Consider the following 26,535-nt stretch of genomic DNA (forward strand, 5'->3'; position numbering starts at 1 on the left):
GGAGCCAAAGGATGGCACAGGACATTTTCATCAAGATCAACGGCATTGACGGCGAATCGCAGGATTCCGCTCACAAGAATGAAATCGAGGTCAGGAGTTGGGGCTGGCACATCTCTCAACAATCGAACATGCACATGGGTTCGGGAGGCGGTGCCGGCAAGGCGACCGTCGACGATCTGGCGTTCGAGCATCTGGTCGATCGAGCGAGCCCGAACCTGATGAAGTACTGCCTGACCGGCAAGCATGTCGATCAGGCCGTGCTGACCGTCCGCAAGGCCGGCGGGAACCCGCTCGAATACCTGAAGATCACGATGAGCGATGTGATCGTCACGCAGGTTCAGCCGTCGGGGAGCAATGGCGATAACGGCATCCGTGAACAAGTGCGGCTGTCGTTCGCGAAGGTCAAGCAGGAATACGTCGTGCAGAACGCGCAAGGCGGCAGCGGTGGCGCTGTCACGGCGGGCTACGACATCAAGCTCAACAAGGAAGCTTAGGCGTCCAGCCCGGAAAGGTCCGGGGCGGGGCCGCCGGGCCTTTTCAAAGCATCACGTTCGACGTCTCACTTTCGCCTGTTCACTGCCGATGCGCTCGCTCATCCACGTCGTTGTCTTCGTTTTCGCGCTGCCGTTCGCGGGGTGCGCGAGCCATGATCCGAAAGCCGCCCATGAACCCGTCAGGCTCACGCTGACGGTGAAGGCCGCATCCACCGTCAACCCGGATGACCAGCAACGTGCCGCGCCGATCGTCGTACGAGTCTATGAACTCAAGAACGAGGACGCGTTCACATCGTCCGATTTCTTCTCGCTGCAGGACAAGGACAAAACGGTGCTCGGCGACGACCTTGTCGCACGCGACCAGTTCCAGTTGCGTCCCGGTAACAACAGGACGATCCAGCGCAATGCCGATCCGGCGACGACTACGCTGGGCGTGATCGCCGCCTATCGCGACCTGCCGAACTCCGTCTGGCGCGCCACCTGGACGCTGACGCCTGCGCCGCCGGCCGCCTGGTATCGCCGTGCGCCGAAGCTGCAACTGACGATCACCATCGATACCAACGCGATCCGGATCACGGACGCACAGCAACCCAACCCGTGATGGACCACACGCATGAGCTGGCATAACAAGGTTACCTGGAGCGAAGGGCTCTTTCTGCGCCCGCAACTTTTTCAGCAACAGGAACGCTACTTCGAATACTTTGCGCACAAACGCGCGGTGCCTCTATCCCCGTTCTTCTTCGGGTTTTCTCATTATGCAATCGACAACGAAGCGCTATCGCTCGGCAAGGTGATCGTCAAATCCGCCAGCGGTGTATTCGCGGACGGCACACCGTTCGATAGTCCGGGCACGACCCCGCCTCCCGCGCCGCTGACCATCCGGCCCGAACATCTCGAACAGGTGATCCATCTGGCCGTCCCGGTTCGCATGCCGAATACCGAGGAAACCACCTTCGACGACTCCTCTCATTCGTTGGCGCGCTATGCGGTGTTCGACACCGAGTTGCGCGATACGAATTCGATCGGGCAAGGACCCAAGACCGTGCAGTTGTCGAATCTACGCGTCAGACTGTTGCCACAGAAAGAGATGGCCGATGCGTGGATCGGGCTGCCGCTGGTTCGAGTCAAGACACTGCGTGCCGATGGAAGCATCGAACTGGACGACACGCTGATTCCTCCCGTCAGCGGATATGGCGCAAGCGCGCTGCTGACGAGTTGGCTCGCCAAGGTGCATGAACTCACGCGGCTGCGCGCGCAGGCACTGGCGAAACGGCTGACCGGCGGAGATGGCCAGGCCGGCACGGTGGCCGAGGTCTCCGACTATCTGCTGCTCCAGACGCTCAATCGATATGAACCGCTGCTGCAGCATCTGCGACGCGTGCCGACGACGTCCCCCGCCGACCTGTACGCGTTGTTGATCAGCATGGCAGGCGAACTGTCGACCTACGTGAGGCCGCGAACGCGCCGCCCACTCGACAGTCATCCGCCCTATCAGCACATCGAACCACACGTTTGTCTGAGACCCGTCGTCGACGATACGCACTGGTTGCTCAACGCGGTGCTGATACGCAGCGCGCAGAGCATCGCATTCGACGACGCCGGCTACGGCATGCACAACGCGGTCGCGGATCCGGCAGAAATCCGCGGCTTCGATGCGCTGGTTCTGGCCGTTGCCGCCCAGCTGCCGCCGGACACGCTGGTCCAGCAGTTCGCAGCCCAGGCCAAGCTAGGGCCGTCCGAACGGTTGCCCGATCTCATACGGTCGCATTTGCCTGGCATCGTGCTTCAGCCGCTGCCAGTGCCGCCTCGACAGATCCCATTCAATGCGGGCTACGTCTATTACGAGTTGTCGCGTTCGGGGCCGTTATGGGAAACGGTCACACAGCATGGCGGCATCGCACTGCATGTCGCGGGGGATTTCCCCGGACTGAAGCTGGAATTGTGGGGCGTGCGGGGATAAGTACGCGCGAAGGCCGCCGCGTCGTTCAGCCAAAGCGTCCGCGTGTCATGACAGCATGAGGAACACCGTGAATACAGAAGCAGGACTTCCCCTATTGGGCACAGGCGTTGCATCCGCGGACCCGGCCGAACCACGCGGCAGTCCACGCGCAACGGCCGAATCGCCCGAGTTCGGGAAACAGGGTGAGCCGTCGAGACCGTTCTCCAGCATCCCTGCCGGCGAACCGCAAGCGGCGCGTCTTCGTGCAGTCGAAGCCGCGGCGAATCCATTGCTCGAAGCCGCGCGTCCATTACTGCGCGCGCTCGCCGACATGCCCGATGAACTCGACGTGAACAGCACCGCGCATCTACACCTGCTGCTCAAGCAGGAAATTCGCGTTTTCCAGCGGCTATGCGAACAAGCCAACATCCGGCGCGAGCATATGATCGGCGCGCGTTACTGTTTGTGCACGGCGCTGGACGACGCCGCGACGCAAACGGCCTGGGGCAATTGCGACAACGGCGTCAAATGGATGAGCAATGGTCTCGCCACCGAGTTTCATGAGGACCGTCAGGGCGGCGACAAGGTTTATCTGCTGATCGGCCGGTTGATGAGCGAGCCGCACGACCACCTCGACCTGCTCGAGGTGATCTATCGGATTCTCAGCCTCGGCTTCATGGGTCGCTACCGGCATGAAACCGACGGAGCGCGCAAACACGATGCCGTGCGCCAGCGCATCTACAACGAGCTCCAGACACGCCGTGGTGTCGTGCCGATCGCGCTCGCACCGCACGTCCAGTCCGATGCGCGCGGACGACGCCTGTCCGTCTACGACTTTCCAGTCTGGATCACATTAGTGGTGCTCGGGGTCATCCTGACCGGCCTGTTCGCATGGTTCAAATATCACCTGCTCGAACGGAGCGCCGCCGTCGAAAAACAGATCATCGAGATCGCCCGGATGACGCCGCCGCCCGTCCCGAAACTGCCGCGCCTGATGGAACTGCTTAGGGACGAAATCGCGGCGGGCACTGTGAGCGTCGACGAAGACGCGCATCACAGCGCGGTGACGTTCCGCGGCGACGCGATGTTTCTGCCGGGCGCCGTCAACGTCAATGCGTCGATGGGTCCATTGATCGCGAAGATCGCCCGCGAAATCAGCAAGGTGCCGGGCAGGGTCGTGATTGCGGGCTATACCGACAGCGTGCCGGTCAGGAGCCGCCAGTTCGCATCGAACGATGCGTTGTCGGAGGAACGCGCAACCCAGGTGATGCAGATGCTACAGGCAGACGGCGTGCCCGCGGCGCGACTCGAAGCAATCGGCAAAGGCGCGTCGAATCCCATCGGCGATAACCGGACCGCTCAAGGCCGGGCACAGAACCGCCGTGTCGCCATCACGGTCACGCCCTGACTTAACTCATGTGCATCGGGATTCAACGATGAAGACGCTGTCGTTTCTGGTATCGCGCTGGTTCCTCGCATTGCTTGCGCTGATCGTCGTCGCGCTGGCGATCTGGTTTGTCGGACCGACCATCGCGCTTGGCGGATCAAGGCCGCTTGCGGGCATCGGCATGCGCGTGCTTGTGATCGTGCTTTTGCTCGTCGGTGTGCTGCTTTGGCTCAAGGACTGGTCGACGGGTATCGTGATCGGCGCGTTCTTGTGTCTGCTGATCTGGTATGCGTCGCCTCTTCTGAGTGTTGGGCACGCGCAGCCATTCGTACCCGCCGTGGCCCGCATCATTGCGATCGCAACGGTGATCGCGCTCTTCGTCGGATATGGGTTGTACAGGCTCTGGCAGCGGATGCGTCGTGACAGTGAATTTCTGAAAAAGGCGCTGGCGCTGGGCAAGAAAAGCGAAGCGATACCGGCCGCCGAACGGCTGGAGGACATCGAAGCGCGCTTCGCCATGGTGCTGGCACGGCTGAAGTCGATGCGAACCGGTGCGCGAGGCGCGGGGAAACTCTTTCAAGGCACGCGCTACTTATACGAACTGCCCTGGTATATCGCGCTTGGTGCGACTGCGTCGGGCAAGACCAGCGCATTGCTGAACGCCGGGTTGGCCTTTTCCGCTGCGGGATCGATTCCGCGCACGTCCAGCGTGCCAGACGCCACGCGGAATGTGGACTGGTGGCTGACCAACGACGCCGTACTGATCGATACCGCGGGGCACTATACGCATCACGGCACGTCGAATCAGATTCTGGCCCTGCCCGGCGATAAACACGACGCGATCGGCGCCCGACGTAGCACTCGGCGCACGGTGGCCACGCAGACACCGCGCGATTCGCTGGACGACAGCGGCTGGCGTCAGCAGGTCGACCAGAGCGAGTGGTTTGGCGTCCTGGATCTGCTGCGCCGTCATCGGCCGCGGGCGCCGATCAATGGCGCACTGCTTGCGGTCAGTATCGACGTGCTGACGGCGCAAGATCCGGCGGTACGCTCCGCCGAGGCCAGCGAATTGCGGCACCGGCTGGCCGAGTTGCGCGCGAAGCTCGGCATCCGCTTCCCGGTTTATCTGATGATCACACAGATGGACCGGTTACCCGGTTTCACGGACTATTTCGAGTCATTGACCGAAGAACATCGAGCGCAGATGTGGGGTTTCACACTGCCGCTCACGGGACAGGGCGCGAGGGGCGATCTTGCGATGCGTTGCGGCACAGAGCTCAAGCTACTGGCGAAGCGCCTCTTTGACGGCATGAACACGCGACTCGAAGACGAGTACGACGTCGAACGTCGTCGCCGCCTCGCGACACTGCCCGAAGCCTTCGCCGAACTCAGCGGCGCGCTGGAGGATATGCTCGCGCAACTATTCGTCGATTCGCGCTACGACGACACACAGAGCCGCGCCGCCCTTCGAGGGGTGTACTTCACCAGCGCGCTGCAAGGAGGGGCGAAGGTCGTTGCTGAACCGCTGACGATCGTGCAGCGTCTGATAGCGGGGCTAAGCGATCGTTTCCGATCGCATGAGGCCAGGACGGCCACGCATCAAAGTTATTTCCTGCACGACCTGTTCACCCGCGTCGTCTTCCCCGAAGCGCATCTTGTGCGCCCCAACCTGCGCTGGGAGTATCGCTTCCGGCTCGCGCGCGTGCTCGGCCATGCGCTCGTCCTGCTGCTGTTTATCTGGCTCGTGCTGGGTCTGCGCGTCAGCTTCGGCAACAACAGCGACTATCTGGACGCCATTTCGCACAACGCGCAGTCGCTCGCCTCGACAGTCGCGCAGCTCTATCGCGAACCGAAGCCCGAGGTCGTGCCCGACACGTTGAACGACGCCCGCTATCTGCCGAGGTGGACGGGCCTCGATCTCGCCGCGCCGGACAGCCGCTTCCGATATGGTCTGTACAGCGCGCAGCAGGTTGTCGATGCGAGCCGCGACACCTATCGCGCGCTTGAGGACAATCTGTTGCTGCCGTCGATCGTGCATCGGCTGGAAGATGTGATGGTGCAATCCATCGCCAGCAAGGACGCGAAAGCGACTTATGACGCGTTGCGCGTTTATTTGATGCTGTACGACAACGCAAAATTCAACGCATCGGACGTCAAGGCGTGGGTGCTCGACGATTGGGCGCGAAGCGACAGTGCGTCGATCTTCGGCGGGCGCGCATCGATGATCGGGCATGTCGAAGATCTTTTCTCGGGCGAGCGTGCCGTTCGATCGCCCCTCATGCGTAACGACGCGCTGATCCAGCAGGCGCGATCCTTCCTCGATACGAGCAATGCGACCCAGCGGCTCTATGATCGCGCGAAGGCAGACGTGCAGAAAGAAGCGCCCGACGAATTCACGTTGCTGCGCGCGGTCGGCCCACAGGCCGGCACAGTCTTCACGCGAGCCAGCGACGCCCCGCTGTCGCGTGGCGTGCCTGGCCTGTTCACTTTAGACGGCTACCGCAATCTGTTCGACAAGCGTCTACGCGAATTCGTGCAGGCCGCTCGTAACGACGATGCGTGGGTGATGGGCCGTTCATATCTTGACGGCTTCGCGCACGACGCTCAAAAAAAAACGGCTGGAATCGCGAGCACCGTGACGGGCAGCGATGACCCGTTGACGGAAGCGATCCGTCGGCTTTATCTGGCCGAATATGCGCGACAGTGGGACGCGTTTCTCGGCGACGTCCGCACGATCGCAGGGACGAGCCTGGCGTTCAATCTTCAGGTGCTGCGCCGCTTCGCGGCGCCCGACTCTCCATTAACCCGGCTTGCACGCGCCGCGGTGCGCGAAACGACGCTTACGCAAGCGGCGGCGAGCAGCGACGCGTCGTTGCTGCAAAGGACCTCGGATCAACTCGGTCAGCAGAAGGATAAGGTGCTCGGTATCCGGGCGGAAGAACGCATCGAGCGCGAACTGGTGGATAGCCATTTCGCCGCGCTGCGCGAGATGGTGACAGGCAGCGCCGAGACATCGACAGGCGCGTCGGCAGCGAATGCGCAAGCGGGCAAGACAGGGCTCGACGGCGTGACGAGTCTGCTCAACGAGTACTACACCGCGTTGACCGTTGCCGACAACGCGATCGTCAACAACAGCATGCCGCCCGCCAGCGACACCGCAGCGAAACTGAAGATGGCGGCGAATACGATGCCTGCGCCATTTCGCGACGTGCTGCTGGCGCTGTCGATGCATGGGTCGCGCGATGTCAATCAGGGCATTGGACAGTTGCTGTCGCGTCAGATGCAGGCGGTGGTCAGCGATACATGCCGGCTGACCGTCGAAGGCAACTATCCGTTCGCGCCCGACAGTTCACGCGACGTCGGCATCGACGATTTCACGCGTGTGTTTGCTCAGGGCGGCGTGATCGACGATTTCTTCGTGAAGAATCTCGCGCCGTTCGTCGACACCTCGTCGAAACCATGGCGGTATCGGACGCTGCCCGGCGCCACCGAACCGGTGCAGGGCCCCGATCTCGAACCGTTCCAGCATGCGAAGCAGATCCGCGAAATGTTCTTCGGCGACCAGGGCAAGCAGTTGCAATGGAAGGCCGATATTCGCGTGCCGGAACTCGATCCGACGGTGACGGCACTTGCCATCGACATTGACGGCCAAAGCATGCAGTACCAGCACGGTCCGCTTGCGCCCTTCCCCGTGACCTGGCCAGGGCCGCGCGGCGGCGTGCATGCGGAACTCACCGCGAGCCCGCGCATCGGCGCCGAGACGTCGACCCTCTCGACGGACGGCCCTTGGGCGTTGATGCGCTTGCTCGGCAAAGGGAAGATCGTCCGGACAGCGACGCCTGGACGCACGCGTGCGGCGTTCGATTTCGATGGACGCAAGGCCGTGCTCGATATCGCGAGTGCCGGCAGCGTCGCTAACCCGCTCACGAGCGACGTGCTGACGACGTTCCGCTGCCCGAATTCGATGCCGATGTTCGGCTTGCCTGATAGCGGACCGCCGCCGGGACTGCCGTCGGCCACCGCGACGCTCGCGGCACCGTCGAACGCGGCTCAATGATGCCCGCCTGCGTCGGCAAAAGGGCTTCCGCGCGAATCCGGAAGGGGCCTTGTCAGTATGGGTCGGAGCGAGAGGATTTGACTCCCGCTGATGACCGCGCGCGCCAGCCCAGGCTCGTGGATTTGAGTACCCCGTGAGTACCTGCGGGCCAAAAAATGAAAAAGGGTTTGCGGGGAAAATCCCGCAAACCCTTATCAATACTGGTCGGGGCGAGAGGATTTGAACCTCCGACCACCTGCACCCCATGCAGGTACGCTACCAGGCTGCGCTACGCCCCGAAAGCTGGCAAGTATAACAGACACTACGCTCGCTGAGCACGCTCGCACCTCGTATCGGCTTCATTGTGCGAGAGCGCTGATCGTTTAATGTCCAAGCAGATCGATCACGTGCAGCAACTCCTTGCGCAATTGATCGACATCAACGGTTGCCATCGACTGCGTGACCACCGGCGTTGTGACTTCTTCATGCTCTTCTGCTTCGCGCTGCGCGCCGCCATGCGTATCGAGACGATTGCGCGCGCCATTGATCGTAAAGCCCTGCTCATACAGCAACTCGCGAATCCGGCGAATCAGCAGAACCTCATGATGCTGGTAATACCGCCGATTCCCGCGGCGCTTGACCGGCCGCAACTGCGTGAACTCCTGCTCCCAATAACGCAGCACATGCGGCTTCACGCCACATAGTTCGCTCACTTCGCCAATCGTGAAGTAGCGCTTCGCCGGAATCGGAGGCAAGACGACTTTTTCGATCGTCGCTGTCATCGTCAGTTAGCCGTCGTGGTGGTTACGCGGAAACGTGCGCGTATCGATCTATATCGGCAGCTATCGATCAGCGCGCGAGGCTCGCCTCGGCGCCGTTCTCAACGAGCGCCTTCAGCTTTTGACTTGCATGAAACGTCACGACACGGCGTGCGGCAATCGGAATCGCCTCGCCCGTTTTCGGATTGCGCCCGGGACGCTGCGGCTTGTCGCGCAACTGGAAGTTGCCGAAGCCGGACAGCTTCACACTGTCGCCGCTTTCGAGCGCGTCGCGAATCACTTCGAAGAACGCCTCGACCATGTCCTTCGCTTCGCGCTTGTTGAGTCCAACGTTGTCGAACAGCAACTCGGCAAGTTCGGCCTTCGTCAGCGTCGGCGTTTCGCCCGGCGCCGCGGCAGATGATGTCGGGGTATCGCGAATCATGGCGCTACGTTGCGCCGTAAGAAGGGCTTCGAAATCACTCGAGTTCATTTCATTCATATCTATCAAATGGCGCGCAAACTGAAACGGAGAATGCGGGAACAACCCAAACCCGCCCCGAACAACCCGCGCCCTCCGGGTTATCCGCGCAACCGTGCGCCATATGCTCGAGCCAGACGATCCACCAGGGTTTGAATGGCCAGATCGACCGTTTCGTCCTGAAGGGTCCCACCAGTATCTTGCAAGGTCACACGGAACGCAAGGCTTTTCTCGTGGGCTGCCAGCCCACCGGAAGTACTTGATTTTGGACGAAATTCATCGAAAAGTGCAACCCTCTGAACGGTCTTGCACGCATCGAGCGGGAACGCCTTTTGCATCTCGTCGATCAGCGACTGAGCGTCGATTTTCTGGTCGACGACGACCGCGATATCGCGCCTCACCGGCGGGAATTTCGACACTTCGGTCGGGCTCGGCAATGCGCGACCCATCAATGCTTCGGCGTCGATTTCGAACAGAATCGGCGCGTGCGGCAAGTCATACTTCTGCATCCAGCGCGGATGCAGTTCGCCGATCCAGCCGACCGCGCGTCCATCGATCTCGATGCGCGCGCTGCGGCCCGGGTGCAACGCCTGGTGTTCCGCCTTCACGAAGCGCGCGGCGGACGCGAGCGCCGGTGACAGCAGCGCTTCGACGTCGCTCTTCACATCGAAGAAGTCAACCGCGCGCGTCGGCACGCCCCACTGCTCTTCGAGCACCGGACCGTAAGCGAGCGCGCCGAGCATCTTCGGCTGCGCGAAACCTTCGACGGTCATTTCGCCCGCGGCAATCGACGGGTCGTGCAGGAACACGCGACCTGCTTCGAACACGCGAATCCGGTCCGCACGGCGGTTCAGGTTATGCCTCAGCACATTGATCAGGCTGCCGAACAGCGACGTGCGCATCACCGACAGCTGGCTTGCGATCGGATTCAACAGGCGCACCGGGTTGCTGTTGCCGGCGAAATCGTGTTCCCACTCGGCATCGACGAAACTGAAGTTGATCGTCTCCGCATAATCGCGCGCCGCCAGCGCGTGGCGCAGCGAATGGATCGAGCGACGCGTTTCGTTGGTCGCGCGCATTTCGCTTTTCGCGACCGGCGGACGCGCCGGAATTTTTTCGAAGCCGTAGATGCGCGCGACTTCTTCGATCAGGTCTTCTTCGATCTCGAGATCGAAGCGATACGGCGGTGGCGTGACCGCGAACGTGTCACCGTCGCGATCGAACTCCAGACCGAGACGCGTGAAAATGTCCGCGATCTGATCGGCGCCGATCGCAATACCGATGATCCGTTGCGCACGCGCGACGCGCATTTTGACCGGCGCGCGCTTCGGCACGTTGACGATCTGATCGTCGACCGGGCCCGCTTGGCCGCCGCAAATGTCGAGAATCAGTTGCGTGATCCGCTCGATATGCTCGACGGTGGTCGAATAGTCGACGCCGCGCTCGAAGCGATGCCCGGCGTCAGTCGAAAAGTTGTAGCGGCGCGAGCGGCCGCGGATGCTGTCCGGCCACCAGAACGCCGCTTCGAGGTAGATGTTGGTCGTGTCGAGCGTGACCGCCGTGCTGTCGCCACCCATGATGCCGGCGAGGCTTTCGATATGGCGATCGTCGGCGATCACACCGACCGTTTCGTCGACCTCGACGGTATTGCCGTTGAGCAGCTTGAGCGTCTCGCCACGCTTGCCCCATCGCACATCCATCGAGCCATGGATCTTGTCCAGATCGAACACGTGAGACGGACGGCCGAGTTCGAGCATCACGTAGTTCGAGATATCGACAAGCGCCGAGATGCTGCGCTGGCCAGAACGTTCGAGGCGCTCTACCATCCATTGCGGCGACTTCGCGCGTGCGTTCACGCCACGAATCACACGGCCGGAGAAGCGGCCGCACAGGTCGGGAGCCGAAATCTTCACCGGCAGCGTTTCGTTCAACGCGACCGGCGCCGGCTTGATGTCGACCGGCTTGAGCGGCGCCCCCGTAATGGCAGCCGTCTCGCGCGCGATGCCGAACACCGACAGGCAGTCGGCCTTGTTCGGCGTCAGTTTGACTTCGAAAACGGTATCGTCGAGCTTCAGCGTGTCGCGAATATCCTGGCCGATCGGCGTGTCTTCCGGCAGGACCAAGAGACCGCTGTGATCTTCCGAAAGCTTTAGCTCACGGGCCGAGCACAACATCCCCTGGCTCTCGACGCCACGCAACTTCGACAGTTTGATCGCGAACGGCGCACCGCCCTCTTCCGCCGGCGGCAGTTGTGCGCCGACCAGTGCAACCGGCACCTTGATGCCCGGCGCAACATTCGGCGCGCCGCAGACAATATTCAGCGTCGCACCGGTGCCCGCGTCGACCTGGCAGACGTTGAGCTTGTCCGCATCTGGATGCTTGACCACTTCAAGCACGCGGCCGACGACGATCTTCGACGTCGGCGGCGCGACCGGCCGCAGATCTTCGACTTCAAGACCGGACATCGTCAGCGCATGCGACAGTTGCTCGGTCGTCAGCTGCGGATCGACGAAGGTTCTGAGCCAGGATTCCGGAAATTGCATGGTTCTGTACGTTCTAAACGGGTTGAGTCAACGTCCGGCCAGCGCGGGCTGATGCATCGCTATGCCCGCGCCGCGCCAACAACACAGTGTGCGGCGCAATCGGGTTCAGGCGAACTGCCGCAGAAAGCGCAGATCGCCTTCGAAGAACAGACGCAGATCCTGCACGCCATAGCGCAGCATCGTCAGACGCTCGAGGCCGCTGCCGAATGCAAAGCCGATATAGCGCTCCGGATCGAGGCCCATGTTGCGGATCACCGTCGGATGAACCTGGCCCGAACCCGAAATTTCGAGCCAGCGGCCCGCGTTCTTGCCGTGCTCGAACATCATGTCGATCTCGGCCGACGGCTCGGTGAACGGGAAATATGACGGGCGGAAACGCACCTGAATATCGTCGCGCTCGAAGAACTTCTTGAGGAAGTCGGTGTACACGCCCTTCAGGTCCGCAAAGCTGATGTTCTCTTCGATCCACAGGCCTTCGACCTGGTTGAACATCGGCGAGTGGGTTGCATCGCTGTCGACGCGATAGGTGCGGCCCGGCACGATCACCTTGATCGGCGGTGTATGAGTGCGCGCGTAGCGGACCTGCATCGGGCTCGTGTGCGTACGCAGCAGCAGAGGACGTCCGCCGGCATCCTTGCCGTCGACATAGAACGTGTCTTGCATCGAACGCGCCGGATGATTCTCCGGGCTGTTCAACGCGGTGAAGTTGTACCAGTCGGTTTCGATCTCGGGGCCATCGGCGACATCGAAGCCGATCGAGCCAAAGATCTGCTCGACGCGCTCCCAGGTTTGCATCACCGGATGCAGGCTGCCCGCGCCCTGACCGCGTCCGGGCAACGTCACGTCAATCGCCTCGGCGGCGAGACGCTGGTTGAGCAGCGCATCGGCGAGTGCCTGGCGACGTGAGGTGAGCGCCGCTTCCACTTGCTGTTTCGCGACGTTGATGCGCGCACCTTCGGTCTTGCGTGCTTCGGGATCGAGCTTGCCCAGCCCCTTCAACAGTTCGGTCAGCGCGCCCGACTTGCCGAGGAAACGCGCCTTCTCGTTTTCGAGCGTCGTGACGTCCGCAGCATGTTCGAAGGCGCTTTGCGCGTCCGCGACGATTTGGTCCAGGTCCATTGATCCCATCTTCTCAACGTCAGTGTTCAATTGAAGCAATTCCGGCTCGACCAACAAAAAAGGGGCTCGGTGAGGAGCCCCGTTCTTGTTGCAGCGTCACCGGAAAGTCCGGATATTCGCTGCAACGAACCTTGCTGTTACCAGGCGCCTTGCTTCTGGCGCCGGTGGTGCACCAAGGTGCACCCGGCACGATCAGGCTGCAACGGCGGCTTTCACCTGCTGAACGATTGCCGCAAAAGCAGCCTTGTCGAACACAGCCATGTCGGCCAGCACCTTGCGGTCGAGTTCGATCGACGCCTTCTTCAGGCCATTGATGAACACGCTATACGTCATGTCATGCTGACGCACCGCCGCGTTGATACGCGTGATCCACAATGCGCGGAACACACGCTTCTTGTTGCGGCGATCGCGGTACGCGTACTGGCCTGCACGCATCACCGCCTGCTTGGCGATGCGGTAGACGTTATTGCGACGGCCGCGGTAACCCTTGGCCAGTTTGATGATCTTCTTGTGACGGGCCCGTGCGGTAACCCCACGTTTGACTCGAGGCATGTTTCGCTCCTATGAGTATCGGTTAAGGGTTACGCGAACGGCAGCATTGCGCGCACGGAAGCCATGTTGGTCTCATGGACAGCCGTGGAACCGCGCAGATGACGCTTGTTCTTCGTGGTCTTCTTGGTCAGGATGTGGCGCTTGAAGGCTTGACCGCGCTTGACGGTACCGCCCGGACGCACCTTGAAGCGCTTTGCAGCGCTTTTCTTCGTCTTCATCTTAGGCATGACGAACAACTCCATTATTTGATGGATATGGGTGTGCGGTTGGCCATGACGGCCCTTCACCCGCCCTTCGAAACCCAGTCCACTTGGTATGCAGACGGCCGACGCTATGACGATGCGGCCTCTGCTTTTCAGACAAACGCCCGCTGTACTACCCGGTGCGGGCGCCGTTCCGAAACGTTGCCGGCGTTCGCAACATGAGTGCGACGAAGCGCCGTTCGATTCCTGCACGTGCTGCTCAACCTCAAACCCACTGCAAAAACTGCGAGAGCCACCTGAGACCGCCGGTTCCGGCGAACCCAGCGCGCATCACGCGATGCGCGAGCTTACTTCTTTTTCTTCGGCGCCAGCACCATGATCATCTGGCGCCCTTCCATCTTTGGCATCTGCTCAACCTGGCCGACTTCGTCGAGGTCGGTGCGCAGGCGCTCGAGCATCCGCATACCGATTTCCTGGTGAGCCATTTCGCGGCCACGGAAACGCAACGTGATTTTCGTCTTGTCGCCGTCTTCGAGGAAGCGAACGAGATTGCGGAGCTTGACGTTGTAATCGCCATCATCGGTACCCGGGCGGAATTTGACTTCCTTGACCTGGATAACCTTTTGCTTCAGCTTGGCTTCGTGCTGCTTCTTCGCTTCCTGGTACTTGAACTTGCCGTAGTCCATCAGACGGCAAACCGGCGGGACTGCCTGTGGGGCAATTTCGACCAGATCTACGTCTTGCTGTTCCGACATACGGAACGCATCAGCAAGCTTTACGATGCCAAGCGGTTCGTTGTTAACTCCGACCAGACGCACCTCGGGTGCCGTAATTTCACCGTTGATGCGATGCGACGACTTATCAGTAGCGATGTTACGTTTCCTCTAAAAATTGAAAAAAAGGAGCCGCGCTGCCAGGTGGGCTACTGGAACGACTGCACTTCCTGGCGCAGACGCTCGCTGAACGCGTCGACAGGCATTACGCCCAGATCGACGCCGCCACGGGCACGCACGGCTACCGTTTGAGCATCACGCTCCTTATCGCCTACGACAAGCAGGTACGGGACCTTTTGAAGCGTGTGCTCGCGTATTTTATAGCTTATTTTCTCGTTGCGCAAATCAGCCTCAACTCTAACCCCTTGTTTTTGCAACGAATGAGCCAGATTTTTCGCATATTCGGCCTGACTTTCCGCGATATTCATCACCACAACCTGTAAAGGCGCGAGCCAGCCGGGCATTGCACCAGCATGGTGCTCGATCAGGATTCCAAGAAAGCGCTCCATCGAGCCGACGATTGCCCGGTGCAGCATGATCGGCCGCCGGCGGCTGTTGTCTTCGGCGACGAATTCCGCGCCCAGACGCTCCGGCAGCACCATATCGAGCTGCAACGTACCGCACTGCCACGACCGGCCGAGCGCGTCCTTGATGTGGTATTCGACCTTCGGGCCGTAAAACGCGCCCTCGCCCGGCAGTTCCTCCCACTGCACACCGCACGCGCGCAGCGCCTCGCGCAGGCCTTCCTCCGCGCGATCCCACGTTTCGTCCGTGCCGGCCCGCGCATCCGGGCGCAACGACAGCTTGATGTCGACCTGATCGAAGCCGAAATCTTTATAGACGCTCATCGCCAGCGTGTTGAACGCGATCGACTCGCTGATGAACTGGTCTTCCGTACAGAAAATATGTGCGTCGTCCTGGACGAAGCCGCGCACGCGCATCAACCCGTGCAGCGCGCCCGACGCCTCGTTCCGATGACATGAGCCGAATTCCGCGAAACGCAGCGGCAGATCGCGGTACGAACGCAACCCGTGATTGAACACCTGCACATGCCCCGGACAGTTCATCGGCTTGATCGCGTAGTCGCGCTTTTCCGATTCCGTCGTGAACATGTTTTCGCGGTAGTTCTGCCAGTGACCCGACGCTTCCCACAGCGAGCGGTCCATGATCATCGGCGTCTTGATCTCCTGGTAGCCCGCGTCGTTCACGCGACGGCGCATGTATTGTTCGACCTGCTGCCACAGCGTCCAGCCGCGCGGATGCCAGAACACCATGCCCGGCGACTCGTCCTGCATGTGAAACAGGTCGAGTTGCTTGCCGAGCTTGCGGTGGTCGCGCTTTTCCGCCTCCTCGAGCATGTGCAGGTAAGCGTCCTGGTCTTCCTTCTTCGTCCAGGCCGTGCCGTAGATACGCTGCAACTGCTCGTTCTTCGCGTCGCCGCGCCAGTACGCACCGGCAAGCTTCATCAGCTTGAAAACTTTCAGCTTGCCCGTCGACGGCACATGCGGCCCGCGGCACAGATCCGTGAAGCCGCCGTGCGAGTACAGTTTGATCTCGTCGCTGGCCGGAATCGACTCGATAATCTCAGCCTTATATTTCTCGCCGATGCTCTTGAAATATTCGACCGCCTCGTCGCGCGACACGACACGACGCGACACCGGCTCGTCCTTCTTCGCGAGTTCCTGCATGCGCTTTTCGATCTTCTCAAGATCTTCTGGCGTAAACGGTCGGCTGTAGGAAAAGTCGTAGTAGAAGCCGTTGTCGATCACCGGACCGATCGTCACCTGTGCTTCGGGGAACAGGTCTTTAACCGCGTACGCGAGCAGGTGCGCCGTCGAGTGGCGAATGATGTCGAGGCCGTCCGCGTCTTTGTCCGTGATGATGGCCAAAGACGCGTCGTGATCGATCAGCGCGGACGTATCGACGAGCTCACCGTCGAGCTTGCCGCCGAGCGCCGCCTTCGCGAGACCCGGGCCGATCGACGCCGCGACTTCGGCGACCGTCACGGGGTGATCGTACTGTCGAACAGAACCATCGGGCAGACGTATCGAAACCATTGTGTTCTCCGTGATGCCGACCGGCCGGCGGCGGCTGAGACAATCCGTTTAAAAACGATTCGCGACAAAAACGACAAAAACCAAAGGCAAAAAAAATGCGGCCCCGCTATCGAGGGGCCGCATTCACTTTTCAGCAAATCGCAAGGGCGATAAAGGCGAACAGGGTCCTCGACTAGCGTCGCTCCGAAGTGGTTTCGGTCAACGTTCGCGGTGTCATAACCATGTTCGTCATTCTGGCGGATGCCAGACTCTTGCGGATTGGTGAAACACCGATGACTGCATAACCGCACTGCAATTCACCGATGCTTCGATTTTCGTTGGTAGGCTCGATTGGACTCGAACCAACGACCCCCACCATGTCAAGGTGGTGCTCTAACCAGCTGAGCTACGAGCCTGAAGAAACGAGATTATATGGAGCACTCAGAGTGTTGGCAAGTATTTTTATGCGTCGACTTTAAAAATGCCGGTCATTTTTGCGCGCGCCAGCGGCGTGTAGAAGGTGGCCGGAATGGCAGAGGAAATGGCGGTACGAAATCGCCGTGTGCTGAACCCCGAAGCATGTCCGCTCGACCCGATCAAGCCTTGCGCGCCGCACGCACGACACCCGTCACTTCACCAAGCAGACTGCACGCGCGCTGAATCTGCGATGCACTCGACACCTCGACGGTGAACAGCATATAAGCCGCGTTACGCCGCGATTGCGTCTTCACGCCGATCACGTTCATCTTCTCGCGCGCGAACACTTCGGAGATGTCGCGCAGCAGCCCCTGCCGATCCGTCGCCTCGATTGCGAGATCGACCGGATACACCGAGTGCCCGCGTCCGTTCATCACCTCCGCGGACCACGTGGTCTGCAACACGCGCTCCGGCGCACGCGTGGCCATCCGCAGAAAGGTCGGGCAATCGCTGCGGTGGATCGACATGCCCTTGCCGCGCGTGACGAAGCCAGCAATGTCATCCGGCGGCGCCGGCCGGCAGCACCGCGCGAGCTGCGTGAGCAACGCATCGACGCCGACCACCAGCACGCCGGTCGACGCGCCGTGCGCGACACTCGCGCCGCTGCTGCGCTTTTCGAACTGCTCGGGCGCTTCGACTTCGGGTTCGGCCGGCGGCGCATCGTGCAACGCCTGCTCGATCAGGCGCAAACTGAACTCTTCCTTGCCGACCACCGCATACAGATCTTCCGGCGCCTTGAAGCCGAGCTTCGCGGCAAGCTGGTCGAGACTGACCGATGTCTTGCCTTCGCGCTGCAATGTCTTTTCCACCAGCGCGCGGCCGTTCGCGACGTTCTCCGCGGAATCGACCGCGTTAAACCACGCACGCACTTTTTGCCGCGCCCGGCTGCTGCTCAGATAACCCAGTTGCGGATTGAGCCAGTCGCGCGAAGGACCGCCCTCCTTCACCGTGACGATTTCGACCGTCTGCCCGTTCTGCAACGGCGTGTTGAGCGGCACCATCGCACCGTCGACCCGCGCGCCGCGGCAGCGGTGCCCAAGCTCGCTATGCAGGTGATACGCGAAATCGAGCGGCGTCGAACCATGCGGCAGCGGAATCACACGTGCCTGCGGCGTGAGCGTATAGATGTGATCGTCATCGAGCGTCGCATCGCGCAGATGGCGCCATGGTTGGCGCGACGGGTCCGCGTCGCCGCGCGCCGCGTCGCCACCGTTGTCCACCGCCGGCTCGCCGTCGCGATCGCGCTCGTCTTCGCGCTCCGACACATCGTCCTTCCACGCGAGCAACTGGCGCAACCATGCGATCTTCTCGTCATACGATCCGCTCGAGCTGAACTGTCCGCCGTAACCGCGCGTGCCCGCTTCCTTGTAGCGCCAGTGCGCGGCAACGCCGTATTCGGCGAACTGATGCATCTCCTGCGTGCGAATCTGCACTTCGAATGCGCGGCCGTCGTCGCCGATCACGACGGTATGCAACGACCTGTAGCCGTTCGGCTTGGGCCGCGAAATATAGTCGTCGAATTCCCTCGGCACCGGTTGCCACAAGTTGTGCACGATACCGAGCACGGTGTAGCAGTCCTTGATGTCCGGCACGATCACGCGAAATGCGCGCACGTCGTAGAGCTCGGAGAAGTCGAGGTCCTTGCCGCGCATCTTGCGCCAGATGCTATAGATGTGTTTTGGCCGTCCGCTGACTTCGGCGCGAATATGCGCGGCCGCAAGCTCGCTCTCCAGTCGCGCGATCGCTTCGGAAATGTACGTCTCGCGTTCGACCCGCTTTTCATCGAGCAGCTTCGCGATCCGTTTGTAGGTGGCCGGCTCCTCGAAGCGAAACGCGAGATCTTCAAGCTCCCACTTCAATTGCCAGATACCGAGCCGGTTCGCGAGCGGCGCGTAGACGTCGAGCGTCTCGCGCGCGACGTCCGGCGGCGGCGCCAGCTTCGCCGCCGCGTAGTAACGCAACGACTGCAGACGCGACGCGAGGCGGATCAACACGACGCGAATATCCTGCGCGAACGCCAGCAGCATCTTGCGCAACGCTTCGACCTGCGCACGACGCGCCGCCTGCGCGTCGCGCCCGCCGGCATCGGGCAGCGCGCTTTGCGCGGCAGCGCGCAGGCTGACCGTACCGAGGCGCAGCAGCTTGCGCACGTCGGCGACGATCTGCGCGACTTCGTCGCCGAACCTCCCGGCGATCACTTTCTCCGGGTCTTCCAGATACGGCGTCAAGTCGAATAACGCGGCCGCCAGCACCGCCGGCGGATCGACGTTGAGCGTGCACATGATCGACGCGGTACCCGCTGCATGGTCGGCGACCGACTCGCCCGACGACAGCCGTGCATCGCCCGCACGCTCGCGCACGAACGCAAGCGCGTCATCGAACGATGGCAGGGAGGCGGCAGCGGCGGTTGGGGTCTCGGTATTCATGATGCAGCGGCCCGCGGCATATGGACCGCGGGCGAGCGGGCGGTCAAACAACTACAACAGTTACAGTTACAGCGACCGCGGTGCAACGAAAGGACATCAGCTGCGCTGCGCGGCCACCACGACAACTTCGACGAGGCACTTCGGGTTCGCGAGCTTCGCTTCAACGGTCGCGCGCGGCGGCGTCGCGCCCTGCGCGACCCATTCGTCCCACACCGCGTTCATGCCGGCGAAATGATTCATGTCGGCGATAAAAATCTGCACCGACAGCAGATGCGATTTGTCGCTGTTCGCCTCGGCAAGCAGACGGTCGACATGCGCGAGCACTTCGCGCGTCTGGCCGCCGATATCCTGATCGGTGTTTTCGGCGATCTGGCCGGCCAGGTACACGGTTCCGTTGTGCACGGCGATTTCCGAAAGACGCTTGCCGATGTGGTGACGAATGACTGCCATGAAAGTCCCTGTTGGTTGAATGGTTGTGCAGTTCAGGTTGCGGTTGAGTGCGCAAGGCCGGCAACGCGGACACGCGCCGGCGGCACGACCCTCTATTATGACGCGTCAACGGATTCGCCGATGAAGAAGCGCTGCGCGAGCGCAATCTGATCGGCGGCGAGAAACGCCGGTGCGTGTCCCACGCCCGCAATTTCGACGCTCGATACGTTGCGCCCCCGCTCGATCATCTGCTTGACCGTCTCGCGCGACAGCAGGTCCGATTGCGCGCCGCGCACGACCAGCACCGGCCCCTCGATCGCCGCGAACGCTTTCCACAGTGCCGCTTCGCCGAGCGCGGACATCTCGGGCGTGACGGCCGTAAACGGTTGCGCGATACGTGGGTCGTAGCGGAATTGCCAGGCGCCGTCGCGCTCGTGCAATAGCGGCGTGTTGATCTCACGCCATTCATCGGGCGTCAGCGGTCCGAACGATTCGGCCAGCAACGCCGCGTGCTCGATACCCTGCTGCAACGTATTGAAGCGTGCGGGCTGGCCGAGATAGGCGCCGATCCGTTTCAGCGCGTCCGGTTCGATATGCGGACCGACGTCGTTGATCAACATCCGGTGCACCGGCGACCCCTTCAGTCCCGCCAGCCCGATGCCGATCAACCCGCCCATCGACGTGCCGAACCAGTCGACCGTCTCCACTTCAAGCCGCGCGACCAGCGTCACCATGTCCGCGACGTACTGCGGCACGCCGTAGAAGTTGGGGTCGGCGAGCCATGACGACAAGCCGCGGCCGACCACGTCAGGACACACGACTCGATGCGTCGCCGCCATCGTTGCGGCAAAGCGGTCGAAATCGCGGCCACTGCGCGTAAGGCCATGCACACAGACGAGCACGCGCGGGTTGTGCGGATCGCCCCACTCCGTGTATGCGACGCGATGCAGGCCAGCGGGGCTCAGACACTGCACGTAGCGCTGTCGCGGCATGCGGTGAACGCAAGCGGTATCGAGGTCGGTGCGGGTGGTGGAAGCGGACACGTCGGTCATCGTGATGCCCTCCTGTGCGGACGAAACGAAGTCGGAACTGTCGGATAACGACACGCAGAGTCAAAACAGCGGTCAGAGCGCGGCAGTAGACGCGCGCGGAGCCAAAAATGCGAGGTCTTAGCGCAATCGCCATGCCGTCGATTGTAGCTGCCTGATTTTCAACGCCACGACGTGACGCGATGCAGGCCGCGCGCGACGCCGCGATAGCGCTAAAAAAACACAGCGGGCGTGACTTTCGCCACGCCCGCTGTCGCATCTCACTGCGATCGAACCGCTCAGTGCACCGCGCTCACATCGAGCGGCGCGCCGGTCTTCGCCTTGATCTCATCGACCGACACGCCGGGCGCGAGCTCAACCAGTTTCAGGCCCTTGTCGGTCACATCGATCACGCCGAGATCGGTAATGATCCGGTCGATCACGCCGACGCCGGTCAGCGGCAACGTGCACGCGTCGAGAATCTTGTGTTGATCACCCTTCGCGACATGCTCCATCAGCACGATCACGCGCTTGACGCCCGCGACCAGATCCATCGCGCCGCCCATGCCCTTGATCATCTTGCCCGGGATCATCCAGTTCGCGAGGTCGCCGGTCTTGCTGACCTGCATCGCCCCGAGGATCGCGAGATTGATGTGGCCGCCGCGGATCATCGCGAACGAGTCCGCCGACGAGAAGATCGACGAACCGGGCAGCGTGGTGACCGTCTGCTTGCCGGCGTTGATCATGTCCGCATCGATTTCGTCTTCAGTCGGAAACGGGCCGATGCCGAGCAGACCGTTCTCCGATTGCAGCCACACTTCGACACCCTTCGGCACATGATTCGCGACCAGCGTCGGCAAGCCGATGCCGAGGTTCACATAAAAGCCGTCCTGCAATTCTTTCGCCGCACGCGCGGCCATTTCGTCACGATTCCAGGCCATGGTCACTCTCCTTTCGCGCGGGTCACACGTTGTTCGATACGCTTTTCCGGATGCGCATTGAGCACGAGCCGCTGCACGAAGATGCCCGGCGTATGAATCGCGTCCGGATCGAGCTGGCCGACTTCAACGATTTCTTCCACTTCCGCCACCGTGACGCGACCCGCCATCGCGCACATCGGATTGAAGTTGCGCGCGGTGCGGCGATAGATCAGATTGCCCGACTTGTCCGCCTTCCACGCCTTGACGAGTCCGACGTCGGCGGTCAGCGAATGTTCGAGCACATAGTGGTTCTCGCCGAACTGGCGCGTTTCCTTGCCTTCCGCGATAAGCGTGCCGAAACCGGTGTTCGTGAAGAACGCCGGAATACCCGAGCCGCCCGCGCGCAGCTTCTCGGCGAGCGTGCCTTGCGGCGTGAATTCCAGTTCGAGTTCGCCGGCCAGATACTGGCGCTCGAACTCCTTGTTCTCGCCGACGTACGACGAGATCATTTTCTTGATCTGACGCGTTTCAAGCAGCAGGCCGAGCCCGAAGCCGTCGACGCCCGCGTTGTTGCTGATGCACGTAATGCCCTTCACGCCCGAGTCACGCAGCGCGGCGATCAGTGCTTCAGGAATGCCGCATAGGCCGAAACCGCCGACGGCAAACGTCTGCCCGTCCTTGACGATGTCCTTGAGCGCTTCGGCGGCGCTCGGATAGACCTTGTTCATCAATATGTCCCTTCCTTGAATGGAAACCCAGAGTCGATCCGATGCGAGGCGTGATGCGCGCACCGGATGCGAATCCATCGACGTGCATCGGGCAGTGCCCGAACCGTCATTCTAGTCACTGGCAGCAGGTGGAGTGCAAACCGCCCGTGCATCCGCGCGCGGCCGTTGCCAAACCGCGGTCCTGACAAGCGGATAACACGCAGACGACAAGCGGACGGCAAGCGGAATAACGACGAACCGCATGACCGGTCGCATGCTGCTGTGACTTGCGTTGTGATGCAGAAAGGGTACGACGCGCGCCCGGTGCGGCACAATACGCAAAAATACATAAGTATTCGCACCGCATTCATGCCCCTCGACTACCAGACCGCCTTCCATCTCGCGCCGATCGGCCTTGTCCTTTCGCGCGCCCGAAACATCGAAGACTGCAACGACGAAGTCGCGTCGATCTTCGGTTGCACGCGCGAGGCGCTGCTTGGCCAGTCGTTTCAGGTGCTGTATCCGTCCGCCGACGAGTTCGAGCGGATTGGCGCGCGCATTCCGCCGATCATGACCGCGCAGGGCAGCTATGCGGACGACCGCATCATGAAACGCGCGAACGGCGAACTATTCTGGTGCCACGTGACGGGCCGCTCGCTCGAGCGCACCGATCCGCATGCGGCGGGCATCTGGACCTTCGAGGATCTGAGCGCGACACGGCGCGTCGCGGTCGAACTGACGCCACGCGAGCGGGAGATTGCCGCACAGCTCGTCACCGGCAAGACCAGCAAGCAGATCGGCCGGATACTCGACATCAGTTCGCGCACGGTCGACGTGTACCGCGCGCGGCTGATGCGCAAATACGATACCTGCAACGCGACCGAGCTGTTGCAAAGGCTGTTAGGCCAATGAGGCGGGACAGCGACGATGAATTCGTCGCGTGTGGCGTTGGCGATCGACGCGTTCGTGGACCCGCGTATGAATCCACGAATGGCGCCGCGCATGGACCGGCTCAAGCAGCCGCTTTCTCAACCGACGCATTCGCAATCGCCGTGCGCAGCGAGTCAGGCATCGGCACCGACTTGCCCGCCTTGTAGTCGACCCACACGCAGCGCGCATTGCCGCGCGCATAGACGGTGTGAGGATCGTCGGCGCGCGTCAGCACGAAGCCCGTATCGAAGCTGCTGCGGCCCGGCGTCCCAACCGACATCTTGCCGATCACGTCGCCCGGGTATTGCAGCTGTTTCAGAAACTCCATCGACGCATTGACGATAACCGGCCCTTCACCGTCAACAGGCTGCCCCAGACCCAGTTGCTCGAACCAGGAAATCCGCACCTGCTCCATGTAGCGGAAATAAACCGTGTTGTTCACATGGCCGAACGCATCCATGTCGCCCCAACGGATCGGCAGCGACATTTCGAATACTGCGTGGTAATCGCTCATCAAGTTCTTCCAGGGAAATGCGGTAAAGCAGACGTCACCGCCATCATTCGATGATCGCGGTGACGTCAGGCGCGCGGCGGCGCCGAAACGAAAAGACTTATGAAAGGCCGAACCCGTCGTCGGCGGCGATGATCGAGCCGTTGATGAATTGAGATTCGTCGGCGGCCAGCAGCAGCAACAGGCCGTCGAGGTCTTCCGGCTTGCCGACGCGGTGGCGCGGCAGCATCGAGATCAGCTTCTGGCCCTGGTCGGTCGACCAGTGATGGTGGTTCATCTCGGTTTCGATATAGCCGGGGCAGATCGCGTTCACGTTGATACCGTGTCGGCCCCACTCCTGCGCCATCGCCTTCGTCATATGAACCACGGCCGCCTTGCTCATCGCGTACAGGCCGATTTGCGGCAGCACGCGCAGCCCCGCCATCGACGCGATATTGATGATCCGGTACGGCGGCTTGCCGCCACTGCCCGCCCCGCGCATGATCATGCGCTTGGCGACTTCCTGCGCAACGAAAAACGCACCGCGCGTATTCGTATCGAACACGTATTCGAAGTCGGCCGGCGTCACTTCCGCCAGACGCTGCGTGGTCGACACGCCGGAGTTATTGACGAGAATGTCGATCGTACCGGCCTCGGTTTCCGCATGCGCGACCGCGGCCTTGATGCTCTGATAGTCGGTCACATCGAGCGACACGACATGCGCGGCGCCGCCGGACGCCTCGATTTCCGCGCGCAATTCCTTCAGACGCTCGACGCGGCGGCTCGCCAGCACGACCTTCGCGCCAGCCTGCGACAACACTTGTGCGAACCGCTTGCCAAGACCCGTGGACGCGCCGGTAATCAGCGCGACCTTGCCTTCCAGATTGATCGAACGGCCCATCGTGGTTTTCCTTGTTTCGTTGAAGCGGCCCGGGCGCCGCACACTGGCGCGTGAACAGTGCGAACCACGCGTCGGCTCGCTGCGTGGCGTGTCGGCATACACTGTCGAGCCCGAGGCCGAATAATAGTACGATCGTCCTAATGACTGCGCATCCGGTTGCAGCGCCGGGACCGTTCGCCCACAATACGATCCCGAAAAAAGCATTCTAACGGCAAGAGGAGTTTCAATGACCCCCGCAAGTCTCATCGAGCAGTACGGCCCACGCGAGTCGATGGAATACGACGTGGTGATCGTCGGCGGCGGGCCGGCCGGGCTTGCCGCGGCGATCCGCCTGAAGCAGCTTGCGCAGGAAAAAGGCGTGGAACTGGGCGTCTGCGTGCTCGAAAAGGGATCGGAGATCGGGGCTCACATCCTGTCGGGCGCGGTGATGGACCCGCGCGCGCTCAACGAACTCATTCCGGACTGGAAGGAAAAAGGCGCGCCGCTCACCGTCGAAGTGAGCGAAGACCGGTTCCTGTTCCTGTCCGAAACGGGCGCGACCGCGGTGCCGAACTGGGCGCTGCCCGACAGCTTCAAGAATCATGGCAATTATGTGATCAGCCTTGCCAACGTCACGCGCTGGCTTGGGCAGCAGGCCGAAGCGCTGGGCGTCGAAATCTTTCCAGGCTTCCCGGCCGCCGAGGTGCTGTATGGCGACGACGGCTCCGTCAAGGGTGTCGTGACCGGCAATATGGGCGTCGGCAAGGACGGTCAGCCGACCGACAGCTTCCAGCTCGGCATGGAATTGCACGCAAAATACACGCTCTTCTGCGAGGGCGCGCGCGGGCACCTCGGCCGGCAGCTGCAGGACAGGTTCAAGCTGCGTGACGGCGCCGATCCGCAGGTCTACGGCATCGGCATCAAGGAACTGTGGGAAATCGACCCGGCGAAGCATAAGCCCGGCCTTGTGATCCACACCGCCGGCTGGCCGCTCGACCCGCAGACCTACGGCGGCTCGTTCCTCTATCACATCGACAATAACCAGGTGATGGTGGGCTTCGTCGTCGGGCTTGGGTATACGAATCCCTATCTGTCGCCGTTCGAAGAGTTCCAGCGCTACAAGACGCATCCGTCGATCCGCGCGTTTCTCGACGGCGGCAAGCGCGTGTCGTACGGCGCGCGTGCGATCACCGCAGGCGGGCTGCTATCGCTGCCGAAGCTGGTCTTCCCGGGCGGCGCGCTGGTCGGCGACGACGCGGGCTTCCTGAACGCGTCACGCATCAAGGGCAGTCATGCGGCGATCAAGTCCGGGATGCTGGCCGCACAAGCCGCATTCGACGCACTGCAAACTGGCCGTCAGGGCGACGAACTCAGCGCGTATCCGGACGCGTTCAAGCAATCGTGGCTGCATGGCGAACTGCATCGCGCGCGCAATTTCAAGCAGTGGATGAGCAAAGGTCTTTATCTCGGCACGCTGATGGTCGGCATCGAGCAGAAGGTATTCGGCGGCAATGTGCCGTGGACGCTGCATCATCAGCATTGGGACCACGAGATGCTGAAGCCCGCGGCCGAATGCAAGCCGATCCACTACCCGAAGCCGGATGGCAAGCTGACGTTCGACCGCCTGTCGTCGGTGTTCATCTCGAACACGAATCACGAGGAAAACCAGCCGGCGCACCTGACGCTGAAAGACGCATCGGTGCCCGTCAACGTCAACTTCAGAACCTACGCCGGACCGGAAAGCCGCTACTGCCCGGCTGCGGTGTATGAATTCGTCAAAGGCGACGACGGCAACGAGCATCTCGTGATCAACGCGCAGAACTGCGTGCACTGCAAGACATGCGATATCAAGGATCCGACGCAGAATATCGTGTGGGTCACGCCGGAGGGCGGTGGCGGACCGAATTATCCGAATATGTGATGCAGT

Annotated in this window: 22 protein-coding genes and 2 tRNA genes; 7 read left to right on the forward strand and 17 right to left on the reverse strand. The window is 61.7% G+C overall.

All coding sequences use genetic code 11. From position 1 onward, the window contains the following. Positions 1–11: 11 nt before the first annotated feature. From BX592_RS26980 to tssM, 5 genes are all read left to right on the forward strand, one after another. The gene (locus BX592_RS26980) at positions 12–494 is read left to right on the forward strand and encodes an Hcp family type VI secretion system effector (RefSeq protein WP_134196345.1); all 483 of its coding nucleotides are present in this window, start codon (positions 12–14) and stop codon (positions 492–494) included. Positions 495–582: 88 nt separating this feature from the next. Beyond that, on the forward strand, positions 583–1,095 hold the full coding sequence (gene tssJ, locus BX592_RS26985; RefSeq protein ID WP_134196346.1) for a type VI secretion system lipoprotein TssJ: 513 nt from the start codon (positions 583–585) through the stop codon (positions 1,093–1,095). 12 nt (positions 1,096–1,107) lie between these two features. Then, complete coding sequence (tssK, locus tag BX592_RS26990) at positions 1,108–2,454, forward strand: type VI secretion system baseplate subunit TssK (RefSeq protein ID WP_134196347.1); 1,347 nt, start codon at positions 1,108–1,110, stop codon at positions 2,452–2,454. 67 nt (positions 2,455–2,521) lie between these two features. Then, a complete protein-coding gene (gene tssL, locus BX592_RS26995) occupies positions 2,522–3,841 on the forward strand; it encodes a type VI secretion system protein TssL, long form (protein WP_243849748.1) in 1,320 nt (439 codons plus the stop codon). A gap of 28 nt (positions 3,842–3,869) precedes the next feature. Next, positions 3,870–7,877 carry a type VI secretion system membrane subunit TssM gene (tssM, locus tag BX592_RS27000; RefSeq protein ID WP_134196349.1) on the forward strand — a complete coding sequence of 1,336 codons (4,008 nt, stop codon included), beginning with the start codon at positions 3,870–3,872 and terminating at the stop codon, positions 7,875–7,877. Positions 7,878–8,078: 201 nt separating this feature from the next. Here the strand turns inward: tssM and BX592_RS27005 are convergent. From BX592_RS27005 to BX592_RS27080, 15 genes are all read right to left on the reverse strand, one after another. Further along, positions 8,079–8,155: transfer RNA gene (locus tag BX592_RS27005), tRNA-Pro, on the reverse strand. A gap of 84 nt (positions 8,156–8,239) precedes the next feature. Next, on the reverse strand, positions 8,240–8,638 hold the full coding sequence (locus BX592_RS27010) for a MerR family transcriptional regulator (RefSeq protein WP_134196350.1): 399 nt from the start codon (positions 8,636–8,638) through the stop codon (positions 8,240–8,242). Positions 8,639–8,705: 67 nt separating this feature from the next. Further along, on the reverse strand, positions 8,706–9,116 hold the full coding sequence (locus BX592_RS27015; protein ID WP_134196351.1) for an integration host factor subunit alpha: 411 nt from the start codon (positions 9,114–9,116) through the stop codon (positions 8,706–8,708). Between the two features lie 80 nt (positions 9,117–9,196). Beyond that, positions 9,197–11,638 (reverse strand): phenylalanine--tRNA ligase subunit beta, encoded by a 2,442-nt coding sequence (pheT, locus tag BX592_RS27020; protein ID WP_134196352.1) that lies wholly within the window; start codon positions 11,636–11,638, stop codon positions 9,197–9,199. A 105-nt stretch (positions 11,639–11,743) separates the two neighbouring features. Further along, positions 11,744–12,757 carry a phenylalanine--tRNA ligase subunit alpha gene (pheS, locus tag BX592_RS27025; protein ID WP_166676480.1) on the reverse strand — a complete coding sequence of 338 codons (1,014 nt, stop codon included), beginning with the start codon at positions 12,755–12,757 and terminating at the stop codon, positions 11,744–11,746. Between the two features lie 192 nt (positions 12,758–12,949). Next, on the reverse strand, positions 12,950–13,309 hold the full coding sequence (rplT, locus tag BX592_RS27030; RefSeq protein WP_006052502.1) for a 50S ribosomal protein L20: 360 nt from the start codon (positions 13,307–13,309) through the stop codon (positions 12,950–12,952). Between the two features lie 29 nt (positions 13,310–13,338). Next, a complete protein-coding gene (gene rpmI, locus BX592_RS27035; protein WP_134196410.1) occupies positions 13,339–13,536 on the reverse strand; it encodes a 50S ribosomal protein L35 in 198 nt (65 codons plus the stop codon). A 323-nt stretch (positions 13,537–13,859) separates the two neighbouring features. After that, the gene (infC, locus tag BX592_RS27040; protein ID WP_134196353.1) at positions 13,860–14,384 is read right to left on the reverse strand and encodes a translation initiation factor IF-3; all 525 of its coding nucleotides are present in this window, start codon (positions 14,382–14,384) and stop codon (positions 13,860–13,862) included. A gap of 50 nt (positions 14,385–14,434) precedes the next feature. Next, positions 14,435–16,342 (reverse strand): threonine--tRNA ligase, encoded by a 1,908-nt coding sequence (thrS, locus tag BX592_RS27045; protein ID WP_134196354.1) that lies wholly within the window; start codon positions 16,340–16,342, stop codon positions 14,435–14,437. Between the two features lie 318 nt (positions 16,343–16,660). Further along, a tRNA-Val gene (locus BX592_RS27055) sits at positions 16,661–16,737 on the reverse strand. 180 nt (positions 16,738–16,917) lie between these two features. Then, complete coding sequence (locus BX592_RS27060; RefSeq protein WP_134196355.1) at positions 16,918–19,224, reverse strand: RelA/SpoT family protein; 2,307 nt, start codon at positions 19,222–19,224, stop codon at positions 16,918–16,920. A 96-nt stretch (positions 19,225–19,320) separates the two neighbouring features. Then, a complete protein-coding gene (locus tag BX592_RS27065) occupies positions 19,321–19,674 on the reverse strand; it encodes a RidA family protein (protein ID WP_134196356.1) in 354 nt (117 codons plus the stop codon). Between the two features lie 95 nt (positions 19,675–19,769). Beyond that, on the reverse strand, positions 19,770–20,645 hold the full coding sequence (locus tag BX592_RS27070) for an alpha/beta fold hydrolase (RefSeq protein WP_243849752.1): 876 nt from the start codon (positions 20,643–20,645) through the stop codon (positions 19,770–19,772). Positions 20,646–20,980: 335 nt separating this feature from the next. After that, positions 20,981–21,622 carry a CoA transferase subunit B gene (locus tag BX592_RS27075; protein ID WP_134196358.1) on the reverse strand — a complete coding sequence of 214 codons (642 nt, stop codon included), beginning with the start codon at positions 21,620–21,622 and terminating at the stop codon, positions 20,981–20,983. A 2-nt stretch (positions 21,623–21,624) separates the two neighbouring features. Then, on the reverse strand, positions 21,625–22,329 hold the full coding sequence (locus BX592_RS27080) for a CoA transferase subunit A (RefSeq protein WP_134196359.1): 705 nt from the start codon (positions 22,327–22,329) through the stop codon (positions 21,625–21,627). Positions 22,330–22,677: 348 nt separating this feature from the next. On the opposite strand from BX592_RS27080, the gene BX592_RS27085 reads away from it, so the two are divergent. Continuing rightward, positions 22,678–23,220: a LuxR C-terminal-related transcriptional regulator gene (locus BX592_RS27085; RefSeq protein WP_134196360.1), complete on the forward strand. Its 543-nt coding sequence runs from the start codon at positions 22,678–22,680 to the stop codon at positions 23,218–23,220. Positions 23,221–23,320: 100 nt separating this feature from the next. Here the strand turns inward: BX592_RS27085 and BX592_RS27090 are convergent, their stop codons facing one another. Together BX592_RS27090 and BX592_RS27095 are read right to left on the reverse strand one after the other, a co-directional pair. Continuing rightward, on the reverse strand, positions 23,321–23,752 hold the full coding sequence (locus BX592_RS27090; protein ID WP_134196361.1) for an acyl-CoA thioesterase: 432 nt from the start codon (positions 23,750–23,752) through the stop codon (positions 23,321–23,323). A 97-nt stretch (positions 23,753–23,849) separates the two neighbouring features. Further along, positions 23,850–24,629 carry an SDR family oxidoreductase gene (locus BX592_RS27095; RefSeq protein ID WP_134196362.1) on the reverse strand — a complete coding sequence of 260 codons (780 nt, stop codon included), beginning with the start codon at positions 24,627–24,629 and terminating at the stop codon, positions 23,850–23,852. 226 nt (positions 24,630–24,855) lie between these two features. On the opposite strand from BX592_RS27095, the gene BX592_RS27100 reads away from it, so the two are divergent. After that, positions 24,856–26,529 (forward strand): electron transfer flavoprotein-ubiquinone oxidoreductase, encoded by a 1,674-nt coding sequence (locus BX592_RS27100; RefSeq protein WP_134196363.1) that lies wholly within the window; start codon positions 24,856–24,858, stop codon positions 26,527–26,529. The last annotated feature ends 6 nt before the right edge of the window (positions 26,530–26,535 follow it).

The organism is Paraburkholderia rhizosphaerae, assembly GCF_004366595.1.
Classification (GTDB): Bacteria; Pseudomonadota; Gammaproteobacteria; order Burkholderiales; family Burkholderiaceae; genus Paraburkholderia; species Paraburkholderia rhizosphaerae.